General features: G+C 72.9%; 16 protein-coding genes and 2 pseudogenes. 6 read left to right on the forward strand and 12 right to left on the reverse strand.

Annotation, left to right across the window (positions count from 1 at the left end):
- The first annotated feature begins 80 nt into the window (after window positions 1-80).
- The 3 genes and pseudogenes from OIE51_RS08500 to OIE51_RS08510 all read left to right on the forward strand — a co-directional run bounded on the left by OIE51_RS08500 (window position 81) and on the right by OIE51_RS08510 (window position 3,335).
- Window positions 81-449, forward strand: coding sequence for a MarR family winged helix-turn-helix transcriptional regulator (locus OIE51_RS08500; protein ID WP_326596646.1), 369 nt, complete (start codon window positions 81-83; stop codon window positions 447-449).
- A gap of 165 nt (window positions 450-614) precedes the next feature.
- A pseudogene (locus tag OIE51_RS08505) lies at window positions 615-879 on the forward strand (glyoxalase superfamily protein); the annotation flags it as partial.
- Between the two features lie 131 nt (window positions 880-1,010).
- Window positions 1,011-3,335: an Orn/Lys/Arg decarboxylase N-terminal domain-containing protein gene (locus OIE51_RS08510; RefSeq protein WP_326596647.1), complete on the forward strand. Its 2,325-nt coding sequence runs from the start codon at window positions 1,011-1,013 to the stop codon at window positions 3,333-3,335.
- Between the two features lie 8 nt (window positions 3,336-3,343).
- Here the strand turns inward: OIE51_RS08510 and OIE51_RS08515 are convergent, their stop codons facing one another.
- The 4 genes and pseudogenes from OIE51_RS08515 to OIE51_RS08530 all read right to left on the reverse strand — a co-directional run bounded on the left by OIE51_RS08515 (window position 3,344) and on the right by OIE51_RS08530 (window position 6,841).
- Window positions 3,344-3,844, reverse strand: a complete 501-nt coding sequence (locus tag OIE51_RS08515) for a DUF1772 domain-containing protein (protein WP_326596648.1) — start codon at window positions 3,842-3,844, stop codon at window positions 3,344-3,346.
- 74 nt (window positions 3,845-3,918) lie between these two features.
- Window positions 3,919-4,110, reverse strand: a pseudogene (locus OIE51_RS08520) (hypothetical protein); the annotation flags it as partial.
- Window positions 4,111-4,193: 83 nt separating this feature from the next.
- A complete protein-coding gene (locus OIE51_RS08525) occupies window positions 4,194-5,003 on the reverse strand; it encodes an Fpg/Nei family DNA glycosylase (RefSeq protein ID WP_326596650.1) in 810 nt (269 codons plus the stop codon).
- Window positions 5,004-5,191: 188 nt separating this feature from the next.
- On the reverse strand, window positions 5,192-6,841 hold the full coding sequence (locus OIE51_RS08530; RefSeq protein WP_326596651.1) for an alkaline phosphatase D family protein: 1,650 nt from the start codon (window positions 6,839-6,841) through the stop codon (window positions 5,192-5,194).
- A 360-nt stretch (window positions 6,842-7,201) separates the two neighbouring features.
- Between OIE51_RS08530 and OIE51_RS08535 the strand changes: the two genes are divergently transcribed.
- Window positions 7,202-7,408, forward strand: coding sequence for a DUF6229 family protein (locus OIE51_RS08535; protein ID WP_326596653.1), 207 nt, complete (start codon window positions 7,202-7,204; stop codon window positions 7,406-7,408).
- Window positions 7,409-7,574: 166 nt separating this feature from the next.
- Window positions 7,575-10,421 carry a type 2 lanthipeptide synthetase LanM family protein gene (locus OIE51_RS08540; RefSeq protein WP_326596655.1) on the forward strand — a complete coding sequence of 949 codons (2,847 nt, stop codon included), beginning with the start codon at window positions 7,575-7,577 and terminating at the stop codon, window positions 10,419-10,421.
- Between the two features lie 153 nt (window positions 10,422-10,574).
- On the opposite strand, the gene OIE51_RS08545 is transcribed toward OIE51_RS08540, so the two are convergent.
- The 4 genes from OIE51_RS08545 to OIE51_RS08560 all read right to left on the reverse strand — a co-directional run bounded on the left by OIE51_RS08545 (window position 10,575) and on the right by OIE51_RS08560 (window position 13,011).
- The gene (locus tag OIE51_RS08545; protein ID WP_326596656.1) at window positions 10,575-10,838 is read right to left on the reverse strand and encodes a GlsB/YeaQ/YmgE family stress response membrane protein; all 264 of its coding nucleotides are present in this window, start codon (window positions 10,836-10,838) and stop codon (window positions 10,575-10,577) included.
- A 55-nt stretch (window positions 10,839-10,893) separates the two neighbouring features.
- The gene (locus tag OIE51_RS08550; protein ID WP_326596657.1) at window positions 10,894-11,724 is read right to left on the reverse strand and encodes a VOC family protein; all 831 of its coding nucleotides are present in this window, start codon (window positions 11,722-11,724) and stop codon (window positions 10,894-10,896) included.
- 44 nt (window positions 11,725-11,768) lie between these two features.
- A complete protein-coding gene (locus OIE51_RS08555) occupies window positions 11,769-11,933 on the reverse strand; it encodes a hypothetical protein (protein WP_326596658.1) in 165 nt (54 codons plus the stop codon).
- A gap of 532 nt (window positions 11,934-12,465) precedes the next feature.
- Window positions 12,466-13,011 carry an AAA family ATPase gene (locus OIE51_RS08560; protein ID WP_326600556.1) on the reverse strand — a complete coding sequence of 182 codons (546 nt, stop codon included), beginning with the start codon at window positions 13,009-13,011 and terminating at the stop codon, window positions 12,466-12,468.
- A 177-nt stretch (window positions 13,012-13,188) separates the two neighbouring features.
- Here OIE51_RS08560 and OIE51_RS08565 point away from each other — a divergent pair, with 177 nt between their 5' ends.
- Entirely contained in the window at window positions 13,189-15,558 is a 2,370-nt protein-coding gene (locus tag OIE51_RS08565) for a lamin tail domain-containing protein (protein WP_326596659.1), read from the forward strand.
- A gap of 111 nt (window positions 15,559-15,669) precedes the next feature.
- Here the strand turns inward: OIE51_RS08565 and OIE51_RS08570 are convergent, their stop codons facing one another.
- The 4 genes from OIE51_RS08570 to OIE51_RS08585 all read right to left on the reverse strand — a co-directional run bounded on the left by OIE51_RS08570 (window position 15,670) and on the right by OIE51_RS08585 (window position 18,645).
- Complete coding sequence (locus OIE51_RS08570; protein WP_326596660.1) at window positions 15,670-15,858, reverse strand: acyl-CoA carboxylase subunit epsilon; 189 nt, start codon at window positions 15,856-15,858, stop codon at window positions 15,670-15,672.
- Window positions 15,855-17,477, reverse strand: a complete 1,623-nt coding sequence (locus tag OIE51_RS08575) for an acyl-CoA carboxylase subunit beta (RefSeq protein ID WP_326596661.1) — start codon at window positions 17,475-17,477, stop codon at window positions 15,855-15,857. The genes OIE51_RS08570 and OIE51_RS08575 overlap by 4 nt, the downstream gene beginning before the upstream one ends.
- Before the next feature lie 72 nt (window positions 17,478-17,549).
- On the reverse strand, window positions 17,550-17,861 hold the full coding sequence (locus OIE51_RS08580; protein WP_326596662.1) for a YciI family protein: 312 nt from the start codon (window positions 17,859-17,861) through the stop codon (window positions 17,550-17,552).
- Between the two features lie 46 nt (window positions 17,862-17,907).
- The gene (locus tag OIE51_RS08585; RefSeq protein WP_326596663.1) at window positions 17,908-18,645 is read right to left on the reverse strand and encodes an AfsA-related hotdog domain-containing protein; all 738 of its coding nucleotides are present in this window, start codon (window positions 18,643-18,645) and stop codon (window positions 17,908-17,910) included.
- Between the last annotated feature and the right edge of the window lie 38 nt (window positions 18,646-18,683).

The following is an 18,683-nucleotide window of genomic DNA, read 5'->3' on the forward strand; positions in this document are numbered from 1 at the left end:
AGCATCTACTGTCCATGCATTTAATGCATGAGCAATAGATTCACTTGCATGTTGTTCGGGATATGCGCTACCGTACTCACGTGTCCGCAGATGCCGTGCTCATCGACCGCTGGCGCTCCCTGCTGGCCCAGTACAGCCGGATCGCCCACGAGCTCGATCGCGCGCTCCAGGAGCACGGTCTGACAGTCAGCGATTACGAGGCCCTGGACCGGCTGCTGTCGGACCAGGACCGCAAGGTGCGCGTGCAGGATCTGGTGGACGAGATGCACCTGAGCCAGAGCGCGATGTCCCGGATGGTCGCCCGGCTGGAGAAGTGCGGCCTGGTGTGCCGCGGGATGTGCGACATCGACCGCCGCGGCGTGTTCGTGAGCCCGACCGAGGCCGGCCGCAAGGTGCACGCCGAGGCGCGCGGGACATATCTGGCCGTGCTCGCCAAGCACTTGGGCTGAGACGAACGACCGAGGGCGCGCCGGGCCTGCCGCCCGGCGCGCCCTCGGTCGTTCGTCGTCAGCGCTCGGCCGCCAGATGCGGGGACGCCGACCGGTCGGAGGCCGCGAAGGTGAGGTGCGAGCCTTGCGTGTTCTGGGAGTCACGGACATGGACCGTCGCGGTAGTGGGAGCACCGGTTCGAGCCGGGGCTGCCCCTCTTCGTCGAAGTGGCACGTGACCCGGTGCGGTTGTTCCTCTCGGAGCACGAGGGGGGATGCCCGGCCCGACACGCTGGCGTATCCGCGGGTGCGTGATCTCGACGCCGTCGCCGCCGAGTTCGGGACGCCGGTGATCGAGACCGCCCGGGACAGCGAGGAGATCGAACTCCGCGATCCGGACGGCAACCGCCGGCGGGTGGCGTCGGTGGAGGAGGACGACGACGGCGCCTGACGCGGCACGGAACCGGTCGTATGTGCCCGGGGTCCCTCCTACGGATGGTTTGAACGGTGAGGGAGGGGTTGGCACGATCCGGCTCTGAATACTGGCCGACAAGCAGTCCGGCGAGCTCGGATGGGGGCGTCATGGCCGACGGAACAGTGCTGTTCGCGTTGCGCGAGAGTTCGCTCGGCCAGGGAGCCGGGGGCGGGCAGCTCCGCAGGATCCGGGAGGCGGTCGAGGCGCGCGGGTTAGAGGTGCGGTGGGCCGGGAGCGAGGCCGACGCGCGGGCCGTACTGCGGACTGAATCGGGGCTGGCGGCGGCCGTCGTGGGCTGGGATCTCGGCGGGGGCGAGAACGCGCCGGGTGGGGACGCGGTGCTGCGGCAGATTGGTCGGCGGTTCAAGGATCTGCCCGTCTTCCTCGTGATGACGGACGAGGGTGACGAGGATCTCGGGCGGCTGCCGCTGTGGGTGTCGGAGGTCGTGGTCGGCTACGTGTGGCCGCTGGAGGACACCCCGGCGTTCATCGCGGGGCGGGTCGCCGGCGCGGCCCGGGCCTACCGGGAGGCCGTACTGCCGCCGTTCTTCCGGGCGTTGCGGAAGTTCGACGACGCTCACGAGTACTCCTGGCACACCCCGGCGCACTCGGGCGGTGTGGCGTTCCTCAAGTCACCGGTCGGGCGGGCCTTCTTCGACTACTACGGGGAGCGGCTGTTCCGCAGTGATCTGTCCATCTCCGTCGAGGAGTTGGGGTCCCTGTTCGAGCACACCGGACCGATCGGGGAGGCCGAGCGCAACGCCGCCCGGATCTTCGGCGCCGACCGCACCTACTTCGTGCTGCACGGCGACTCCACCGCCGACCGCATGGTCGGGCACTTCTGCGTGGGCCGCGACGAGATCGCCCTCGTGGACCGAAACTGCCACAAGTCGGTGCTGCACGGCCTCGTTCTCTCCGGTGCCCGTCCCGTCTATCTCGTCCCCACCCGCAACGGCTTCGGGCTCGCCGGCCCGCTGCCCCCGGACGGGATCGGGGCCGGGACGGTGGCGGACCGGATCGCCGGGAACCCGCTGACCCGGCGCGCGGTCTCCCCCGGGGCGCAGTACGCGGTGATCACCAACTCCACCTACGACGGGCTGTGTTACGACGCCGTATGGGTGGCGCGGGCGCTGGCGCCGAGCACGCCGCGCGTGCACTTCGACGAGGCGTGGTTCGCCTATGCGCGCTTTCACCCGCTCTACGCCGGGCGTTACGGGATGTCGGTGGGGCCCGAGACCTTCGCGGGGCCCGACCGCCCCACCGTGTTCGCGACCCAGTCCACGCACAAGCTGCTCGCCGCGCTGTCCCAGAGCGCGATGGTGCACGTCAAGGCCGCACCGAGGGCTCCCGTCGAGCATGAGCGCTTCAACGAGGCGTTCATGATGCACGGCACCACCTCACCGCTCTATCCGGCCATCGCGTCGCTCGACGTGGCGGCCGGGATGATGGACGGCCCGCAGGGGCACTGGCTGATCGACGAGGCGGTCACCGAGGCCGTCCGCTTCCGGCAGGCGGTGGTCCGCACGGGGGCGCGCATCGAGGCCGCCGGTGACCGGCCGGCCTGGTTCTTCGGCGCGTGGCAGCCGGAGGCCGTGACCGATCCGGCGACCGGGGAGCGGATCGCGTTCGCCGACGCCCCGGTCGAGCTGCTGCGCACGGAGCCGGCCTGCTGGCGGCTCGAACCGGGGGCCGACTGGCACGGCTTCGCCGGACTGGACGACGGATACTGCCTGTTGGACCCGGTGAAGGTGACGCTCACCTGCCCCGGAATCAACGCCCTGGGCGAAACCGCCGATTGGGGGATTCCCGCCCGGGTGCTGACGGCTTACCTGGCCCGGCGGAACATCGTCGTGGAGAAGACCGACAGTTACACCGCGCTCGTTCTCTTCTCCATGGGCATCACCAAGGGCAAGTGGGGGACGCTGCTGGACGCCCTGATGGACTTCAAGGCCCTGTACGACGAGGGCGCGCCGCTCGATCGGGTGCTGCCCGGCCTGGTCGGACGCTTCCCCCGCCGCTACGCGGACATGACCCTGGACGGCCTGTGCCGGTCCATGCACGACCATCTGCGGCGGGCCGGTCTGGTCACGCTGCTGGACACGGCGTTCCAGGAGCTGCCGGAGCCGGTGGTCCCGCCGCAGTGGTGCTACGGGCAGCTGATCCGGGGCGGCACCGAGCGCGTGCGGATCGCCGACGCGGCGGGGCGGGTGGCGGCGGCGATGGTCACGGTCACGCCGCCGGGGATTCCCGTTCTGATGCCCGGCGAGTCGGTGGGCGGTGCCGACGGGCCACTGCTGCGGTATCTCGGGGCGCTCGAATCGTTCGACCGCGCGTTTCCCGGCTTCGGCAGTGAGACGCACGGCGTCACCGTCGATCCGGACACCGGGGATTACTCGATCGCCTGCCTGCTGCCGGGACCGGCGGGGGAATAGCGGACCGGTCAGGCGGGGGTCGCTTCGGGAGCCGGCTCGGTGGCCGGCTCGGGAGCCGGCTTGCGCAGGGCGGAGAAGGCCAGGAAGCCGAACGCCAGCACCGCCGCGACGGTCCGCACCACGTGGGCGGTCTGCCAACGGTCGCGCACGTCCGCCCAGTCGGATGGCGGCGCCTGCACATCCCAGTCGCCCTGGTCGCCGTTGATCGGCACGCTCACCGCGAGGGACGTGACGAAGACGATCAGGAGCAGGACGAAAGCGGTCAACGGCAGCCAGAGCGCGGGGCCTTTCGCCCGGAACGCGGAGAACACGAGCACGGCCACGGCGAGAAGCGCGGGAATGAGGGTGGCCGAGGCGAGGACGTCCAGCGCGTCGAGCTCCACCTCCCGGACCTGGGCGTAGACATAGCGGTCATAGCTGCGCAGGGAGGTCTCCAGGACCAGGACCCCGACGAGGAAACCGGAGAAAACCCCCGCGAACAGGAGGCTCGCAAAGCGTGCGACTTTCACGACCGCGCTGTTTCTCATAGCTGCTTTCTCTCGCCGGGTGTGTGATGCCGGGAAGGTGATCGTGGAAGATGACTTTATGGTCTGTTGTTCAGGATCGACAAGTGACCCCAGGTGAACCGGAGGCGACAACGGCCGTGCGCCGTCCGCTGATCACGGCGGTGGCGGGCGTTATGCCGGGATATCTTCAGCCGGTTGCCACAGCCCGCCATCGAACGCCCGCGGTGGGTGCCGTTTTTCGGGATGTCGTGGAGGCGCGGCACGCACTCCGGGTTCGCGCGGCCCCGGACGCGGTCGGGGCGGCTGTCCGCCGCCCACCGCGAGGGTGATGGTCCCCGTCAGGGAAGGCGCGTCAGGGAAGGGCCGGGCTCGGGCCGTGTTGGCAGTGGGGGCACCAGTACGTGGGGCGGTCGCGGCCGGGGTGGTCGTGGGGTTCGGGGGCGACCTCGATGGGGGTGCCGCAGGTGTGGCAAGGCTGGCCGGCGCGGGCGTAGACGTGCAGGCGGGGGCGGGTGGCGGCGGGGGTCGTGGTGCGGTTGGGGGTGGCGCGGTTGGCTTCCAGGAGGCGTTTGGCCGTCGCGACCAGGCGCTCGGGGGCCGGGAGATCGCCCACCGGGAGCCAGGGGGTGGCCTGGGCGAGGAAGCAGAGCTCGGCCATGTAGACGTTCCCGATGCCGGCGAGATTGCGCTGGTCGAGGAGGGCCGTCCCCAGCGGGCGGGCCGGGACGGCGAGGAGGCGGCGCAGGGCCTCGTCGGGGTCCCAGTCGGGGCCGAGCAGGTCGGGGCCGAGGTGGCCGACGACGCGCTGTTCGTCGGTGGTGCGGAGCAGGTCGAGCACGGGGAGGCGGTAGCCGACGGCGGTGCGGTCGTTGTCGGTGGCCAGAATGGCGCGGATCTGGTGGGTGGGGCCGCCGCGCCACGGCTCGCCGGGGGCGAAGACCTTCCAGGAACCGTCCATGCGCAGGTGCGAGTGGAGGGTCAGTCCCCCCTCGACGCGGGTGAGCAGGTGCTTACCGCGCGGCACGGTCTCCAGCACGGTCCGGCCGCGCAGGTCGGTGGTGGCGAGCTGGGGCACGCGCAGGTCGAAGCGGATGAGAGCGTGGCCGGTGAGCGCGGTGTCGAGCCGCCGGGCCGCTTGCCAGACCGTGTCTCCTTCGGGCATGCGTCCATCATGCGTCACGCGCGGGCTGCCGGGAATCGGTCAGAGGCCCGGCGGGGTCATGGTGAAGCGGGCCGTGACGTGGGCGTGGACGGTCGGGCGGCGGGGTTCGAGGTCGAGGACCGGTGGGGCGCGTCCGGGCCGGGGGCGCCGGAAGTCATGGGCCCACTCCCGCGCGAGGGAGCGGCCGGTCAGCGGATCGGGGTGGTGGTGCGGGTGGTGTGCTGGGTGCCGGTCCGGGTCTGGTAGGAGCGGGTCAGAGCGCTGGTCGCGTCGGGGTCGGCGCGGTCCGACAGGGTGAAGTAGTCCATCTGGGCGCGCTGTTCGGTGACGTCGAGGACGGCGTAGCCGTGGGCGTCCATGTCCACCCAGTGGACGTGCCGGTTGGCCGCGCGGACGGCGGTGGCGGCCAGCGGGGAGACGGTGTTGGCGGGCACGCCGAGGATGTCGTCGAGGTTGTCCGAGGTGACGGACGTGACGACGAACTCCGTGGCGACGGGCGGCGACAGGGGATACGTGGCGGCGTTCAGCGGGACGTCGGTGGCCCAGTGCATGTGGATGTCGCCGGTCAGGAACACCGTGTTGGTGATGCGCTGGTCGTGCAGGTGGTCCAGCAGCCGTCGGCGCTCGGCCGTGTAGCCGTCCCACTGGTCGGTGTTGACGGCCAGGCCGCCGGCCGGGACGCCGAGACATTCGGCGATCGGGCCGAGGAGGAACGCGGGGACCGAGCCGAAGGCGACCGGGGAGATCATCACCGAGTTGCCGATCAGGTGCCAGCGGGTGTCAGAGGCGGACAACCCAGAGGTGAGCCAGTCGAGTTGAGCGCGGCCGGTGAGCGTGCGGTCCGGGGCGTCCACCGTGTCGTCACCGCTGGCGGCCTGCTGGTCGCGGAACGAACGCAGGTCCAGGAGGTGGAGGTCGGCCAGGTCACCGAAGCGCAACCGCCGGTAGGTGGTGCCCTCCACGGCGGGGCGGACCGGTATCCACTCGAAGTACGCCTGGACGGCGGCGGCCCGGCGGGCCGACCAGTCGCCCTCCGCGCCCGGCGTGTGGTTCTGCGCGCCCTCCCGCCAGGTGTCGTTGGCCGTCTCGTGGTCGTCCCAGATCGCGATGAGGGGGTGCGCGGCGTGCAGAGCGCGCAAGTCGGGGTCGGTGCGGTAATGGCCGTGCCGGACACGGTAGTCGGCGAGGGTGAGGATCTCGTGCGCGGGCTGCTGGACCCGGACCGGGTCGGCGGGGTACGTGCCGGTGCCGTACTCGTAGATGTAGTCGCCCAGATGCAGCACGGCGTGCAGGTCGTCGCGGGCGGCCAGATGCCGGTAGGCGGCGAAGTGGCCGGCCTCGTAGTTGGAGCAGGAGACCACGCCGAGCCGGAGGTTGGCCACCGCCGCGTCGGCGGCGGGCGCGGTGCGGGTGCGGCCGGCGGGGGAACGGACGCCCGCGGCGGTGAAGCGGAAGTGGTAGCCGGTGTCCGGGCGCAAGCCGCGCACGTCCGCCTTGACGGTGTGGTCGGAGGCGGCCGTGGCCGTCGTGCGGCCCGAGGTCACGACGGCGCGGAAGGCGGCGTCCTCGGCGACCTCCCACGCGACCTCCAGGTCGGGCCCGGCAGCCGAGCCGGGCACGGCCTCGGGGACCGGGGTGACGCGGGTCCACAGCACCACGCCGTCCGGGAGCGGGTCGCCGGAGGCGACGCCGTGGTGGAAGGCGGGCGTCCCGGCGGCGCCGGCCCGGCCCGCGGCGGCGAGCGGCAGCACGGCGGCGGTCGCGGCGGCGGCCGTGACCACCGTGCGGCGGCTGGGCGCGGCGTGGGATGCGGGGGCGGCGTGAGCGGCGTGGGTCACGAGCGACGATGCTACAAGCGGGTCAGGCCAACGGGTCAGGGGGCATGGAGAGTTCGTCCGCCCGTCGCCGCGCCATAAACCGCCACCGTCCGGCGTTCGTGCGGGGCGGGACGGGTGGGACGGATGAGGGGTCTGCGGCGGGCGCGGGGCGGGGGCCGCCGCGCACCCGGCGTTTCCGGCCGGTCAACGGGCCGGTGGGCCGCGGTGGATGGCGGGAAAACGCTCGAAACACGGAAAGGGTGACGGCGGAATGAAGAAAATGATGGCCGATTTCCGCTGGATATGCGTTCTTGCGGGTCGAGTGAAGGGCATGTGAAGCTCGCTTCTCCGCAATCCCCCACTCCCACCGGAGGTATCGCTATGCCTTCCATCCGACTCGACTCGCCCGCCGACCTGATCGTCGCCGCCTGGCTCGACGGCGCCGAGAGCGCCTACGGGCAGGACAACCCGGCCGGCCCGCTGTACGTCGGCGGAGCGGCCACCGAGGCCGCGCTGGTCGACGCCGCCGAGGCGCTGCTGACCCGGTGCAGCAGCTGTTCGGGCTCGCTGGGCAGCTACTGCTGCTGACGTCCACGCGCCTCGCGGGTCCGCCGGCCGGCGGTCGCCGGACCCGCGAGGCGCTTCCCTCGACCTGACGGCCCCACGACGGAACGCCCCTGCGAGGGAACGCCCCTACGAGGGAACGGCCCTGCGACGGAACGGCCCCACGACGGAACGGAAGGGGAAGCGCGCCATGACGGACGCCGAGAGAGACGGGGACTGGTTCGCCGGGCCGGTCGTGGCATGGGCGGCGCCGCTGCTGGCCACGCTGGACGCGCGGCTCGCGGCGATCTCCGGTCTCGCGCCCGACGAGCGCGAGGTTGTCGCCCGCGCCACGCGCGAGGCGCTGCTCGCCTCGCTCCGGCTCAAGTTGAACCGAGTCTTCCTGCTGGAGCTGCGCGCCGCATCACTCGCGGGCCATCTGGCGGGACTTGACGAACGGCAGCGCTGGGACGACTTCCTCGACCGGGCGAGCACCCCGACGTTCCGCGAACGGCTGGAGGTCCGTTACCCCGGCCTCGGTGAACGGGTCACCGCCACTGGCCTGTTCCAGATCGAGGCGGCCGTCGAGCTGGCCGCGCGCCTGGTCGCCGACCGGGCCGCGCTGCCCGCCGTGCTCGGCGCGCCCCCCGGCCGGCTGCGCGCCCTGCGGCTGGGGGCCGGGGACACCCACCGGGGCGGCCGGAGCGTCGCCGCGCTGGAGATGGACGGCGGCCCCTTGATGTACAAGCCGCGTCCGATGGAGGTGGACGCGGCGTTGCGGGGGCTGCTGGACCGGGTGCCCGGCGCGGCCGGGGAGGGCAGCGGGGACCGGGGCGGGGAGGACGGTCCGCGCCTGCCGCGGGTGCTGGTGCGCGGCGGCTACGGCTGGACCGAGCACGTGGCCCACCACTACTGCCGTGACGACGCCGAACTGGCCCAGTTCTACCGGAACATCGGGCGCTGGCTCGCCGTCATGCGGCTGGTCGGCGGCACCGACCTGCACGCCGAGAACATCATCGCGCACGGCCCGGTGCCCGTGGTCGTGGACGCCGAGAGCCTGTTCGCCCCCGACCCGGCGCCACCGGAGCCCAGCGGGCGCGGCGCGGCCGTCGACATCGCCGCCGCGACGATCCGGCGCACGGTGCTGAGCACCGGCATCCTGCCCGTCCGGCTCGGCGGCTTCGCGCTCGCGGGCGTCGACATGTCGGCGGCCGGCGCGCTGCCCGGCCAGCAGCCACGGGTGCCCATGCCCGTGATCGTGGGCGGCGGTTCGGACCGCGCCCACATGGAGATCGCCATGGCCGACCTCCCGCCGGCCCTCAACCACCCTTGTCCCGAGCCGGTGTTGCAGCGGTACTGGGACCAGGTGCTGGTCGGCTTCCGGGACTGGACGGACCGGCTGCGCCGACTGGACCGCGGGAGCCGGCTGGAGAACGTGCTCCGCGTCTTCGACGGCGCGGAGGTGCGCCGGATCCGGCGGGCGACCCAGAGCTATGTCGAGGTCGGCCGGATGCTGTGGCACCCGGCCTCCCTGCACGACCCGGCCCAGGCGCTGGAGCGCGGACGCGACATCCTGCGCCGCAACGCCCTGGCCGTCCCGGGCGCGCCACTCGAACGGCCGGTCATCGACGGGGAGATCGCCGACCTCATGACGGGCGACATCCCGGTGTTCACCGCGACGGTGGACCACGGCACGGTGTGCGACGCCGTACGGGACTGGCGCGCGGGCGACTTCGCGCTGGAGGAGATGACCATCCAGGGCGCGCTGGTGGGCGCCTATCTCAACGAGCGGGCGCTGCCGCCGCGTCGGCCCGCCCCACCCGTCGAGCCGGTGCACGAGGACTTCGAGACACGCCGCCGGGCCGTCGCCGCGGCGGGGGCACGCACGCTGTGCGAGGGCGCGGTGCGCGCCGAGGACGGGACGGCCACCTGGGTCAGCCCGGTGATGACGGACACCGGGTGGACGATCAAGCCGCTGACCGCCGACGTCTACACCGGGCAGGGCGGCGTGGTGCTGGCCCTGGCCGGCTACGCGAGCGAGGTGCGGCGGGGGGCGGCCGATCCGGTGGAGGGGCTGGGAGAGGTGCTGTCGGGCGCGCTGCGGGTGCTGGCGGCGACCGAGGACATCGAGACGACGAAGCCGGTGGGCGGCTTCACCGGGCTCGCGTCGCAGGTGTGGACGTGGATCGCGCTGCACGACCTGCTGGGCGCCGGGTGGACGCTGGCCCGCGCCCGGCGGCGGGCCGCCGCGCTGACACCAGAGGTGATCGCGGGCGACAAGGCGCTGGACGTGCTCGGCGGCGCGGCCGGGGTGGTCGTGCCGCTGCTGAACCTGGCGGCGGCGACCCGGGAGGACCGGTGGCTGGAGACGGCCGCGCTGGCGGGCCGGCGGCTGGAGCGGACGGCGCTGCTGGACGAACGCGGCGCGCGCTGGTCGACCACGATGTTCCCCGAGGGCATCGGCGGCTTCGCGCACGGCGCCACCGGCATGGGCTGGGCCCTGCACCGGCTGGCGCTCTCCCCGGCCGGGACCGTGGCCGACCGGGCGCGCTGGCGTGAACTCGCGGACCGAGCCCTGGCGTTCGAGGACACGCTGTACCGGCCGGAGGCGGCGAACTGGTTCGACGCGCGCGTCGGCGGCGAGACCGATTTCCCCAACGCCTGGTGCCACGGCAGCACGGGCATCGGCCTGGCGGCCTGCGACCTGTACCGGCGCACGGGCGAGGAGCGGCACTTGACGACCGCGCGGCGGGCCGGGGCGGCGGGGCTGGCGGAGGGCTTCGGCTTCAGCCACACGCTGTGCCACGGTGATCTGGGGCTGTGGGAGCTACAGACGACGTTGCGCGGCCTGGGCGTTGAGGAGGGCGTGCCCGAAGCGCGGTGGTTGAACAGCCGGTTACTGACCGACCTGGAGGAACGCGGGCCGGTGGGCGGCCTGGCGCGGGAGGCGTTCTCCCCCGGCCTGATGCCCGGGCTGAGCGGCGTCGTGCATCAACTGCTGCGCATGCGGCCCCGGCACCGGCTGCCGTCGCCGCTGCTGCTGGAACGGAAGATCTGACCCGTACGAGGACGAGCGAGGTGCGCGGCGGCGCCCCGGCTCCCGTGCGGCGACCGGCGCCGGCCGCCGTGACCGGGACGCCCCGGTGACCGGGCCGCCGCCGTCCCGGGCGGGGAGCCCGTGCGGGGGCCGACCGCCGGGAACGGCGGGGCTTCAGCGGCGGACCTTGGCCCGGTCGACGGCGGCCACCCCCGCGGCGGCCAGGGCGATCTGGATGAGCCACTCGATCCAGTCGACGCCATCGGTGTCGTTGAGGTCCAGCCCTTCGGCTATAGCGGAGCCGATGAGCGCCGCCACGATGCCGACGGCGATCGTCCACAGAACGCCGATGTGCTGACGACCGGGGAGGACCAGCCGCCCCAGAAGGCCGATGATCAGGCCGATCACGATCGCGCTGATGACTCCGGAAATCTCCATTTTCAGCACCCTTTCACCATGGGAGACACATTCCGGGTGCCCTCCTCCGAGCCGGTCAGTCCTGTCCGGTCGGCATCGCGGGGGTCAGCACGACGAAGTCGGCGCCGAACGGGTCGATGCAGACGGCCAGTCGGCCGACGCCCTCCGCGTCCTCGGGCCCCATCTGGACGCTGCCGCCGTTCCCGGTGACGGCGGAGACCGTGGCGTCGCAGTCCGTCGAGCCGAAGACCGGGTGCCAGTAGGGACGGAAGCCGTTCAGGGCGAGGTTCTCGGGCGGGAGTTGCATGACGCCGCCGTGCATGCGGTCCTGGGCCGGATCGTCGCTGCCGCCGCCGGGCGGGCCGATGAGCGTGTACGTGGCGCCGTCGGCGCCGCCGCCCGGGAGCGGCATGTCCTGGGTCTCCCAGCCGAAGAGCGTTCCGTAGAACTCCTTCGCGGCCGGCGCGTCGGTCGTGTACAGCTCGGACCAGACGAGGGCGCCGGGCTGGTCAACCGCTTCGAGGCCCTTGTTCTCGCCCGGCTGCCAGACGGCGAACTGGGCGCCCTGCGGATCGGTGAACTGCCCCATCCGGCCCGCGCCGTCCACGTCGATCGGGGCCGCGCGCACCGTGCCGCCCGTCTCTTCCACGGTCCGGGCCGAGGCGTCGGCGTCGTCGGTCCTGAAGTAGACCATCCAGGCGGGGCGCGCGCCCTGCTCGTTGAGCGGTCCGGCGGCGCCGACCGTGCGGCCGTCGAGACGGAAGAAGCCGTAGCCGCCCGCCTCGGGGCCGAGCGACTGGAACTCCCAGCCGAACACCGTGCCGTAGAAGCCCGCCGCGGCGTCCAGATCGGGGGCGCCGAGGTCGAGCCAGGCGGGCGAACCCGGGATGAAGTCGGTGGTGATCATGACGATCCTGCCCTTCCACGCGCGCCGTTCGCGGCGCGAGCCGCTCAGTCGGGTGGCTCGGGAGCGACAGGCTCCCCGCCGTCGTCCCGATCCCGCTCGTCCGCCGGCACCTCCCCGATCTCCTCCTCCGACCGCTCGACGTCGGGCACGTCGACCGGCGGCGGCAGATCGGGGGTCAGCGGCTGCGACTGCGGGTCCTTGCCATTCATACGCCGCCGAGTACCCACCCAGGGCGAAACGTCACACCGGCCCGCGCCCCGCGGGGCGCGGGCGACGGCGAACGAGGCTCGGGGCGCGGGGCGCGGGCGCGTCACGAGGGCGGACCCCGGCGGACGCGGCCGACCGATCGTCGGGGCACGGGGACGACCGGCCGACTCGGGCCGGCTCGGGCCGGGACGGGACAGGACGCGACAGCTCAGGACGGGACAGGACGCGACAGCTCGGGACGGCTCAGGACGGGACAGCTCAGGACGGCTCAGGACGGGCCGACTCGGGACGGCTCAGGACGGGACGGGACGGGACGGCTCAGGACGGGACGGGACGGGACGGCTCAGGACGGGAGGGGACGGCCGAGGATCGGCAGGCCGCGGCAACGGCCGGAGCCACCGCCTCCCGCCGAAACGCGCCCGGGCCAGCGCCCGAACGTCCGCCGCCGGTCAGGGCCGCCGCCACCCGACGTCCGCCGGACCGGCGGCGGCGGGCAGCGGAACTGAGCCGCCGCGGGGGCCGCGTCGGTGGGTGTCAGGGGTGCAGTCCCGGTTCGTGGCGGGCTGCGGGGAGGTGGGACAGGATCTCGTCCACGGTCTCGGCCGGGGTGAGGTCCGAGGTGTCGAGCCACAGGCCGAGGCGGGGGGTGTCCACGCGCAGGACCTGGTCGAGGGCGGGGACCGACCACGCGCCGTAGCCCGTTTTCGCGCGGGCGCCCTCGCGGTGGGCGACCGCCTCGGGGGTGGGGGCCAGGACCACCACATAGAGCGGGCGGGTCCGGACCAGCTCCACGTAGTCGGCCAGGGCGTGGCCGAGGATGACGTCCTGGATCACCGCTGTCCAGCCGGCCGCCGCGTACTCGTCGGCCGTCGCCGCCGACAGGCGGTGCCGCAGGCGGAGCTGGGCCAGCGCCTCCGGGGTCAGCTCGGGCGTCAGCTCGGCACGGCCGGAGATCATCATGCGGCGGAAGATGTCGCCCCGGATGTGCACGGCCCGGGGGAGCCGCTCGGCGAGGAGCTGGGCCACCGTGGATTTGCCGGCCGCCATGACTCCGGTGATCAGCACCACTGAAGAGGACAGTTCAGACAATTCACTCGTCGTCTCCATCGCCCCATCCAACCAGACGGGTGCGCGCGACGCGCGGGCGCCACCATTTACGCGATGTTCACACGGAACACCGCTCGGACTCCATTTCTACACGGGTAGAACATCTGTTGGCAGGTGCAGGTCATCCCGCACACCTCATGGAGTGATGTCATGGCCCTCTTCCCGGGCAGTCGGCGCCGTCTCGGCGTCGTCACCGCCGTCTCGGCGGTCCTCGCCGGTTCGCTGGTCGCCTTTCCGTCGACGCGGGCTTCGGCCGTCTCCCCCGACATCGTGATCAGCCAGGTCTACGGCGGCGGCGGCAACAGCGGCGCGCCGTACACCCACGACTACATCGAGCTGTACAACCGCGGCGCCACCACGGTCTCGCTGTCCGGCTGGTCCGTGCAGTACGCCTCGTCCACCGGGTCGAGCTGGCAGGTCACGGCGCTGTCCGGCTCCCTCGCGCCCGGCCGCTACCACCTGGTCCGCGAGGGGGCCGGCGCGGGCGCCGGACAGGCGCTGCCCACGCCCGACACCACCGGCACGATCGCGATGAGCGCCACGACCGGCAAGGTCGCCCTGCGTACCACCACGACCGCCCTGACCTGCGCGACCGGCTGCGCGACCCAGACGAACGTGCGGGACTTCGCCGGCTACGGAAGCGGCGCGTCGTCGTACGAGGGATCCGGTCCGGCGCCGACGCTGTCCAACACCACCGCCGCGCTGCGCGGCGCGGCCGGGCAGACCGACAGCGACATCAACTCAGCCGATTTCGCGGCCGGTTCGCCGACGCCGCGCAACTCCGCGTCCGGCGGCGGCACCGGCGGCACCCGCATCCGCGACATCCAGGGCCGGGCGCACCGCTCGCCGCTCAACGGGCAGCAGACGCAGGCCGTTCCCGGTGTGGTGACGGCCGTCACCACCAACGGATTCTGGATGCAGGACCCGAGCCCGGACACCGACCCGGCCACCAGCGAGGGCATCTTCGTCTTCACCAGCTCGGCGCCCGGACGGCAGGCCGGTGACAGCGTGACGGTGACCGGCACCGTCTCCGAGTTCCGGCCGGGCGGCACCGGCGGCACGGACAACCTCACAACGACGCGGATCGGTTCACCGACCGTGACCCTGGTCTCGACGGGCGCGGCGCAGCCCGCCGCCACGCTCGTCGGCTCCGGCGGCCGGGTGCCGCCCGCGAAGGTCATCGACAACGACGCCACGGGCGACGTGGAGACCTCGGGCACCTTCGACGCCACCACGGACGGCATCGACTTCTGGGAGTCGCTGGAGGGCATGCGGGTGCGGCTGGACAACGCTCCCGTGGTCGGCCCGCGCAACGACTTCGGGGAGATACCGGTGGTGCCGGCCGGCTCCACGGTCCGCACGACGCGGGGCGGAATCGCCATCCAGTCCGACGACTTCAACCCCGAGCGCGTCATCGTCGACGACGTGCTGGCGACGACCCCGGCGGCCGACGTCGGGGACACGCTGTCGGGCTCGGTGACGGGCGTGCTGGACTACTCCTTCGGCAACTTCAAGCTGCTGCCCGGCTCCAGCCCGGTGGTGACGGACGGCGGGCGGACCCCGGAGACGACACAGGCCGCGGCGGCGGGCGAGCTGTCGGTCGCCACGTTCAACGTGGAGAACCTCGACCCGGCCGACCCGCAGTCGAAGTTCGACGCGCTGGCCGCCGTCATCGTGAACAACCTCCGCTCCCCCGACCTGATCGCGCTGGAGGAGATCCAGGACAACGACGGCCCGGCCAACAGCACCACCGTGGCTGCCGACCAGACCCTCAACAAGCTCGCCGCGGCGGTCAGCGCGGCCGGCGGCCCGGCGTACTCGTGGCGGCAGATCAACCCGACCGACGACGCGGACGGCGGCGAGCCGGGCGGCAACATCCGGGTGGCCTTCCTGTACCGCACGGACCGGGGCCTGTCCTTCACCGACCGGGCCGGCGGCACCGCGACGGCGGCCACCACGGTGAGCAACGTGGGCGGGCAGCCGCAGCTCAGCTTCTCGCCGGGCCGGGTCGATCCGCAGAACTCCGCGTTCGGCTCCAGCCGCAAGCCGCTGGCCGGGGAGTTCACCTGGAACGGGCGGCGGGTCTTCGTCATCGCCAACCACTTCAACTCCAAGGGCGGCGACGACCCGCTGTTCGGCCACATCCAGCCGCCGGTCCGTTCGTCCGAGACGCAGCGGCACCAACAGGCCACGATCGTCCGTGACTTCGTGGACGATATCAGGGCGGTCGATCCGAACGCGGCGATCGTGGTGCTGGGCGACCTCAACGACTTCGAGTTCTCCCAGACCACCAGCATCCTCACGGCGGGCGGTGCCCTGACGGACCTGCCCGCGACGCTGCCGACGGCCGAGCGCTACACGTACGTGTTCGACGGCAACTCACAGGTGCTGGACCACATCCTGATCTCACCGTCGCTGGCCGCCACCGCATACGCCTACGACGTGCTGCACGTCAACAGCGAGTTCGCGGCCCAGATCAGCGACCACGATCCGCAGGTGGTGCGGCTGCCCCTGCCATGAGCCCGCCGCCGGGGCGTGCCCGGGGCGGCGGCCGGGGGGCCGCCGCCCCGTGGCGCGGCGCGGTGCCGCGCCCCGGACCCGGGGGGTTCCGGGGGGGTTCCGGGGGCCGGCTCATCTGGCCGGGTGCCAGCGGCCACCGCGCGCCGGGCGGTCGTCGCGACCGACCCAGGGGGCGGGGACGGCCGGTTCGCCGCCCGGCGGCGGCGCGGGGGGCGCGCTGGTGCGCGCGGTCAGGACGGCGACGACGGCGGCGAGCTCTTCTCGCGTGGGATTTCCCGAGACCACCCGGATGGCGCTCATGCCGGCTGGTTCCCATGCTTGCGGTGCGGGAGTTGGGCCGTCTTCGTCCGCAGCATCCGCAGACCCCCGGCGAGCACCCCGCGCGTCGAGTGCGGCGCGATGACGTCGTCCACCAGGCCGCGTTCGGCCGCGTAGTACGGGTGCATCAGCTGCTCGCGGTACTCGGCGACCCGCTCGGCCCGGACGGCCTCCGGGTCGGCCGCGGCGGCGATCTCGCGGCGGAAGATCACGTTGGCCGCGCCCTCGGCGCCCATCACGGCGATCTCGTTCGACGGCCAGGCGTAGGAGAGATCGGCTCCCGTGGAGCGGGAGTCCATCACGATGTACGCGCCGCCGTACGCCTTGCGGACGATGACCTGGATGCGGGGCACGGTCGCGTTGCAGTAGGCGTACAGCAGCTTGGCGCCGTGCCGGATGATGCCCTCGTGCTCCTGGCGCACGCCCGGCAGGAAGCCGGGCACGTCGACCAGCGTGATCAGCGGGATATTGAAGGCGTCGCAGAACGTGACGAACCGCGCCGCCTTCTCCGACGCCTCGACATCGAGCACGCCCGCGAGCACCAGCGGCTGGTTGGCGACCACGCCGACCGTCTGGCCCTCGACACGGCCGAGCGCGCAGATGACGTTGCCCGCCCAGCGCTCGTGCACCTCCATGAACTCGCCCTCGTCCACGATCTCCTCGATCACCTCCCGCATGTCGTACGGGCGGGTCGGGTCGGCGGAGACCAGGTCCATCAGCGCCGAACAGGGCCGGTCCGCCGGGTCGTCGGCGGGCACGGACGGCGGTGCCTCGGCGCTGTTCTGCGGCAACATCGTGAGCAGGTACCGGACTTCGGCCAGGCACGTCTCCTCGTCGTCGTAGACGAAGTGCGCCACGCCGGAGATCCCGGCGTGCACGTCGGCGCCGCCGAGGCCGTTCTGCGTGACCTTCTCGCCCGTCACCGCCTGGATCACGTCGGGGCCGGTGATGAACATCTGCGACGTCTCACGGACCATGAACACGAAGTCGGTCAGCGCCGGCGAGTACGCCGCGCCGCCCGCGCACGGGCCGAGCATCACGCTGATCTGCGGGATCACGCCGGAGGCGCGGGTGTTGCGCTGGAAGATGCCGCCGTATCCGGCCAGCGCGGTGACGCCCTCCTGGATCCGGGCGCCCGCGCCGTCGTTGAGCGAGACCAGCGGCGCGCCCGTGGCGATGGCCATGTCCATGATCTTGTGGATCTTCTCGGCGTGCGCCTCGCCCAGCGCGCCGCCGAAGACGCGGAAATCGTGCGCGTAGACGAACACCGTCCGGCCGTGGACCGTGCCCCAGCCGGTGACGACGCCGTCACTGTGCGGGCGGCGCTCGGCCATGCCGAAGCCGGTGGCGCGGTGCCTGCGCAGCGACTCGACCTCCTGGAAGCTGCCCTCGTCCAGCAGCAGTTCGATCCGCTCGTGGGCGGTGAGCTTGCCCTTGGCGTGCTGGCGCTCAGTGGCCGCGGGGTCGCCCGCCCGCACCCGGGCGCGCAGCCCCGCCAGCTCCGCGGTGCGGGCGGCGAGGGAGGGGCCGACCGAAGGTGCCGCGAACTCCTCTTCGAGTCCCGCGACTTCGGCCCCCTGGGGAGTGCTGATCGTGTCCATGGTGCCTGTCTCCGTTCCTCACTTACGGCGGCACGTGCGGCACGTGCGGCGGCGCTCCTCGCGCCCGCCGCGTTACGGCGCCGGCGTGGTCAGTCGGACCGGCGAGCGCTCGGACGGCGAGAGCGCGTGGATGTCGACACGCCCCCAGACGCCCCCGGTGGAGAACGGGTCCCCGGCGACCCAGTCCGCCACCTCCTTCCGGGTGTCCGCCTCGACCACGATCAGGCTGCCGATCGCGGTGGTGCCGTCGTCGGCGACCAGCGGGCCATAGAAGACCGGCCGCGGGCCGGTCCCGGACCGGAGCCTGGCCGAGTGCTCGGGCCGTGCGGCGGCCCGGAGTTCGGCCGCGTCCGGCCGGTCGAGGCAGTGGATCGCCCAGAACATGCGCTCATCGTTCCTCTCGTGCGGTGGATCGTGTCGGTCGGCCAGCCTAGGCCGGGACGGACTCCGGCTCCTCGGCGGCGCGCAGCGCGCCGACCTGGGCGGCGATCGCGCGGCGGGCCGCCATGGCCTCCTGCTTGGCGCTGAGCTTCTCCGGAATCACCCGGTACTCCGCCTCGACGACCGCCGCCGCCGGCTCCTCGCCGTGGTGGACGCCGATGCGGCAGTGGTAGACGGCGCCGACCGGGGTGGTGGCGTGGTCGAGCAGCTCGTAGCGCAACGTGGCGGGCATCGGGAACACGAAGCTGTGGAACGAGGAGTTGACCGAGCCGATGACGAACCGGGTGCGCTCGGTGCCCGCGATGAGGTACTGCTCGGTGACCACCGTCCACAGCTGCCGGGCCGCCTCCAGCAGCGTGATGGCCGGGATGTGCTGGCCGGTCAGGTGGTCGGCCAGCACCTCGACCCGCTCGTCCAGCACCAGGTCCGCCGTGAAGCGGCCCTCCGCGAGCCGGGCGACGGGGCCGATCAGCACATTCTCGGCGCGGTGCTTGTGGGTCAGGCGCCGCTCGGCACGGTCCGGCACGCCGACCGCCGCGCGGCCCAGCAGGGCGCGCAGCTCGGCGAGCTGCGCTTCCGTCAGACCTTGTCCGAAGGCGAGCGCCAGGCTTTCCGGCGGTTCGCCGCCGCGCAGCCGGTCCAGCAGGGCGCTGACGGGGATCGTCCCCCGGTTGGCGAGGAATTCCTCGAAGCGGTCTCCTACGACGACGAGTGCTTCAGGCGACATCGTCCGGTCCTTTCTCCGTCGGTGGTGCGGGGGCCCGG

Origin of the sequence: Streptomyces sp. NBC_01803, assembly GCF_035917415.1 — a bacterium.
GTDB lineage: Bacteria > Actinomycetota > Actinomycetes > Streptomycetales > Streptomycetaceae > Streptomyces.

Excerpts from the sequence above, each read along its gene's own strand:
- OIE51_RS08510 (WP_326596647.1), top strand. The coding sequence starts at position 1,011 with ATGGCCGACGGAACAGTGCTGTTCGCGTTGCGCGAGAGTTCGCTCGGC.
- OIE51_RS08525 (WP_326596650.1), bottom strand. The coding sequence starts at position 5,003 with ATGCCCGAAGGAGACACGGTCTGGCAAGCGGCCCGGCGGCTCGACACC.
- OIE51_RS08535 (WP_326596653.1), top strand. The coding sequence starts at position 7,202 with ATGCCTTCCATCCGACTCGACTCGCCCGCCGACCTGATCGTCGCCGCC.
- OIE51_RS08540 (WP_326596655.1), top strand. The coding sequence starts at position 7,575 with ATGACGGACGCCGAGAGAGACGGGGACTGGTTCGCCGGGCCGGTCGTG.
- OIE51_RS08545 (WP_326596656.1), bottom strand. The coding sequence starts at position 10,838 with ATGGAGATTTCCGGAGTCATCAGCGCGATCGTGATCGGCCTGATCATC.
- OIE51_RS08550 (WP_326596657.1), bottom strand. The coding sequence starts at position 11,724 with ATGATCACCACCGACTTCATCCCGGGTTCGCCCGCCTGGCTCGACCTC.
- OIE51_RS08555 (WP_326596658.1), bottom strand. The coding sequence starts at position 11,933 with ATGAATGGCAAGGACCCGCAGTCGCAGCCGCTGACCCCCGATCTGCCG.
- OIE51_RS08565 (WP_326596659.1), top strand. The coding sequence starts at position 13,189 with ATGGCCCTCTTCCCGGGCAGTCGGCGCCGTCTCGGCGTCGTCACCGCC.
- OIE51_RS08570 (WP_326596660.1), bottom strand. The coding sequence starts at position 15,858 with ATGAGCGCCATCCGGGTGGTCTCGGGAAATCCCACGCGAGAAGAGCTC.
- OIE51_RS08575 (WP_326596661.1), bottom strand. The coding sequence starts at position 17,477 with ATGGACACGATCAGCACTCCCCAGGGGGCCGAAGTCGCGGGACTCGAA.
- OIE51_RS08580 (WP_326596662.1), bottom strand. The coding sequence starts at position 17,861 with ATGTTCTGGGCGATCCACTGCCTCGACCGGCCGGACGCGGCCGAACTC.
- OIE51_RS08585 (WP_326596663.1), bottom strand. The coding sequence starts at position 18,645 with ATGTCGCCTGAAGCACTCGTCGTCGTAGGAGACCGCTTCGAGGAATTC.